The following is a 4,200-nucleotide window of genomic DNA, read 5'->3' on the forward strand; positions in this document are numbered from 1 at the left end:
AGTAACTTCTATTTCACTTTTTGCTTTGGGAAACATTAAGGTTTCTTCCAAAGTTAGTTTACTCATTAAAGCAGAGGTATTAGAAAAAAATGCATAACATTTTAAAAGTTTTTCTTCTAATTCCTCCCTAAGAGTATTACTCTCTTTTGCTAAGCGAACAAATACCTGGATCAATGCATCTCTTTTATCTTTTAATAGTTTATATCCACGTTTTGCGACAAAGAGTCTCTTTTTTAACCTTAGCAATTCCATTCTATTTGGATTAACTTTTAATAACATTGATACCTTCATCCTCTACGGGCATGTCCGTAGGTAAATATTTTTCTATAAATTCATCTTTTATTCTTTTTAATTCTTCTTTTGGTATAATGGTTAACAATTTCCATCCTAAATTTAAATTATCTTCAATGCTTCTATTTTCATCCTCGCCCTGCTTAACAAAATACTTCTCGAAATTATCAGAGAGTTTTACGTATTTCTTATCAATTTCTGTTAGCGCAGCTTCTCCCAAAATTACAGATAGCTCCTTTGCTTCTTTTCCTCTTGCGTAGGAAGCAAAAAGTTGGTTCATAACATTTGGGTGATCTTCGCGCGTTTTATTTAATCCAATCCCTTTATCTTTTAAACGAGACAAAGAAGGTAATACGTTAATTGGAGGATAAATTCCTTTAAGATGTAATTCTCTGGATAATATTATTTGTCCTTCTGTAATATAACCTGTTAAGTCCGGTATAGGGTGAGTTTTATCATCTTCAGGCATAGTTAAAATAGGAATCAAAGTTATTGATCCTTTTTTTCCTTTTATTCGCCCGGCTCTCTCATAGAGATTAGCTAAATCTGTGTATAGATAACCGGGATAACCGCGTCTACCAGGCACTTCTTTTCTGGCAGCTGAAACCTCTCTCAAGGCTTCACAGTAATTTGTCATATCAGTAAGGATAACTAGCACATGCATATCTTTTTCAAATGCCAGATATTCTGCACAAGTTAAAGCCATTCGAGGAGTTATTATTCTTTCTACCGCCGGGTTGTTGGCTAAATTAACAAACATAACACTCTTCTCTATTGCTCCGGTTCTTCGAAAATCACTGATGAAAAAATTAGCCTCCTCAAAGGTAATACCCATAGCGGCAAATACCACAGCAAATTTCTCCTCTTTTCCCAAAACTTTGGCTTGGCGCGCGATTTGAGAAGCAAGTTTGGCATGAGGTAATCCTGAACCAGAAAAAATAGGTAGTTTTTGTCCTCTAACCAAGGTATTCAATACATCGATAGAGGAAATACCGGTTTGGATAAAATTATTTGGATAATCCCGGGCGTAAGGATTAATAGGATTACCGTTAATATCTAATTTTTTTTCTGCTATGATTTGAGGACCATCATCTATTGGTCTTCCCGAACCATCAAATATTCTTCCTAAAACATCCAGGGAAATAGGTATTTCCATTACCTTACCTAAAAAACGTATCTTGGTATTTGAAACATCAATCCCGGTAGTTCCTTCAAATATCTGGACAATCGCCTTATCTTCGGTGATTTCCAGTACCTGCCCTCTTCTTATCTCTCCAGAAGAGAGTTCTATCTCAACTAATTCCTGGTATTTTACATCAATTGTTTTTTCTACTACAATTAAGGGCCCGGCTACATCTGATATAGTTAAATATTCTTTAATCATCTTTACTCTTTTATCTCCTTCCCTTTATTTGACTGTTGCACTAACTTGAGATATTATTTCTTTTTCAATTTCGCTAAATACTTTTAAATTTTTTTCTTCTATATATTTTGCCCTAATTATTTTTGCTTTTACCGGTAATGCATTTAATTTTTCCATAGTTACTCCATTTTCAATTACCTTTTCAGCATTTTCATGAAATAGCATAATTAACTTCAAAAGAAGATATTGTTTTTTTGTAGAACTATATGAATCAGTAAGGTCAAAGGCATTTTGAAGTAAAAAATCCTCACGGATGGACTTTGCCGTTTCTAATGTTAACTTTTCATTAGCTGACAAGGCATCAACACCTACTAATCTTACAATTTCTTCTAATTCTGCTTCTTCCTGGAGTAAGGTCATAGATTTATTCCGTAATTCCATATACTCTTCTCCAATTTTATTATTGTAATACTCAGTTAGTCCGGACAGATAAAGAGAGTAACTAGTGAGCCAATCAATTGCCGGAAAATGCCTTTTATAGGCTAATCTATCTTGTAAGCTCCAAAATACTTGAACAGTACGCAAAGTATTTTGAGTAACCGGCTCAGAGAGATCTCCACCTGGTGGTGATACTGCTCCGACAATGCTTAAAGTGCCTTCTTTATCATCACTACCAAGACATATTATTCTTCCTGATCTTTCGTAAAAACTAGAGATTCTGGTACCTAAATATGCGGGAAATCCTTCTTCTCCCGGCATTTCTTCTAATCTACCGGATATCTCACGCATTGCTTCCGCCCAACGGGAAGTCGAATCAGCAATAAGTGCAACATTATATCCCATATCACGATAGTATTCGGCAATAGTTACTCCTGTGTACACAGAAGCTTCACGAGCTGCAACCGGCATATTGGAAGTATTGGCAATTAAGATAGTTCTTTCCATCAATGGTTTTCCGGAATAAGGGTCGATTAATTCCGGAAATTCTAATAAAACATCGGTCATTTCATTACCTCTTTCGCCACATCCGATAAAAAGAATAATTTCAGCATTACACCACTTCGATATTTGATGTTGCACTACGGTTTTTCCGCTACCAAAAGGACCCGGTATACAGGCAGTTCCCCCTTTAGTTATGGGGAAGAACATATCAATAATCCTCTGTCCGGTAATTAATGGTTCAAGAGGAGGCAATTTTTTCTTATGTGGCCTTGGTGTTCTTACCGGCCATTTTTGTAACATTTTAATTTCGTAAGTTGTATTTTCTCCATCTTTTATGAGGGCAACAGTATCTGTAACTGTAAATTTACCTTTATGTATTTCTTTAACTTCCCCTTGAATTCCTGGGGGAACCATAATTTTATGTTTAACAATACTGCTTTCCTGAACAATACCTAAAACGTCACCAGATATTACTTTTTCTCCTTTTTTGCAAATTGGTTCAAAATCCCATTTCTTTTTTCTATCAATGGCAAACGCCTCTGCCCCTCTGCTGATAAAGTCTCCTTTAATAGATTTCAATATATCTAAAGGTCTCTGGATGCCATCGTAAATTGATGAAATGAGACCTGGTCCCAATTCTACACTTAAAGGCATATCAGTAGAAAAAACAGATTCTCCGGGACCAATTCCTGAAGTTTCCTCATAAACTTGTATGGTTGCTGAATCTTTACTTAGTTCAATTATTTCTCCAATTAATTTTTGATTGCTAACTTTAACTACATCATACATTTTGGCATTTTTTAATCCCTTGGCTACGACTACTGGTCCAGCAACCTTAACTATTTTCGCTGTTTCCATTATTCTACCTCTTTTCTAAATAAAATATCTGTTCCTATGGCTTTTTCTATATTTTTTCTTAATGTTTTTAAGCCTAAACACTTTGTCTCTAGTTTATTGGGTATTATAGTTATACTAGCAAAAGATGTTTTTTGTAGGTTTTTTATTTCTTCAAATATTTGACAGGCGATATCTTCAGTTACAAATATTGCCGCATATTCTTCATTTACTAGTTTATCCAATATTTCCATAGTTTCATCCTTTTTAACAGTGGGGAATAAAGATACACCAAGTAATTTAAAACCGATTATAGTATCTCTATTTCCGATCAAAGCGATTTTATACATAAGTATCACGGACTCTTTCTGTGATTTGTTCAGGAGAAAGCTTGTTTAGCTTGCCTGATAATATTATTCTAATATTCTTGATATCATTCTCTTTAGCGATAATGTATCCCACTAATGGTTCAATTCCAAAGGTAATGTATTTCCCAATTTTAGAGAAATTTAAAATAAAATTATCTCTCTGCTTCTCTAATTCCATTAATGAGTTACTCTTTTGAAAATTATTTACTCCTATTTCTATTATATTTTTATAACTCGTATGGGTTAATTTTTCAAACCAAGAAGATAAGGGTGAATCATATATTTCTATTATTTTATCAATTTTAAAATCACCTTCTGGGATTAAGAATTCTTTAGTAAAGGATTTTCTCTCCCCTCTTACCTTAGCTCTAATACAACCAATTATGTTACTAAGGTCTATAT

General features: G+C 34.1%; 5 protein-coding genes. All 5 read right to left on the minus strand.

Features of this window, described 5'->3' with window-relative positions:
* A partial coding sequence (locus ENO17_07625) for a V-type ATP synthase subunit D (protein HER24899.1) occupies positions 1–279 on the minus strand: 279 nt, incomplete at its 3' end.
* A complete protein-coding gene (locus ENO17_07630) occupies positions 263–1,675 on the minus strand; it encodes a V-type ATP synthase subunit B (GenBank protein HER24900.1) in 1,413 nt (470 codons plus the stop codon). The genes ENO17_07630 and ENO17_07625, both read right to left, overlap by 17 nt.
* 24 nt (positions 1,676–1,699) lie before the next feature.
* On the minus strand, positions 1,700–3,454 hold the full coding sequence (locus ENO17_07635) for a V-type ATP synthase subunit A (GenBank protein ID HER24901.1): 1,755 nt from the start codon (positions 3,452–3,454) through the stop codon (positions 1,700–1,702).
* Positions 3,454–3,780 carry a V-type ATP synthase subunit F gene (locus ENO17_07640; GenBank protein ID HER24902.1) on the minus strand — a complete coding sequence of 109 codons (327 nt, stop codon included), beginning with the start codon at positions 3,778–3,780 and terminating at the stop codon, positions 3,454–3,456. Before ENO17_07640 ends, ENO17_07635 begins: the two co-directional genes overlap by 1 nt.
* The coding region (locus ENO17_07645) for a V-type ATP synthase subunit C (GenBank protein ID HER24903.1) at positions 3,773–4,200 on the minus strand (428 nt) is incomplete at its 5' end. The genes ENO17_07640 and ENO17_07645, both read right to left, overlap by 8 nt.

Source organism: Candidatus Atribacteria bacterium, from assembly GCA_011056645.1.
Lineage (GTDB): Bacteria > Atribacterota > Phoenicimicrobiia > Phoenicimicrobiales > Phoenicimicrobiaceae > Sediminicultor > Sediminicultor quartus.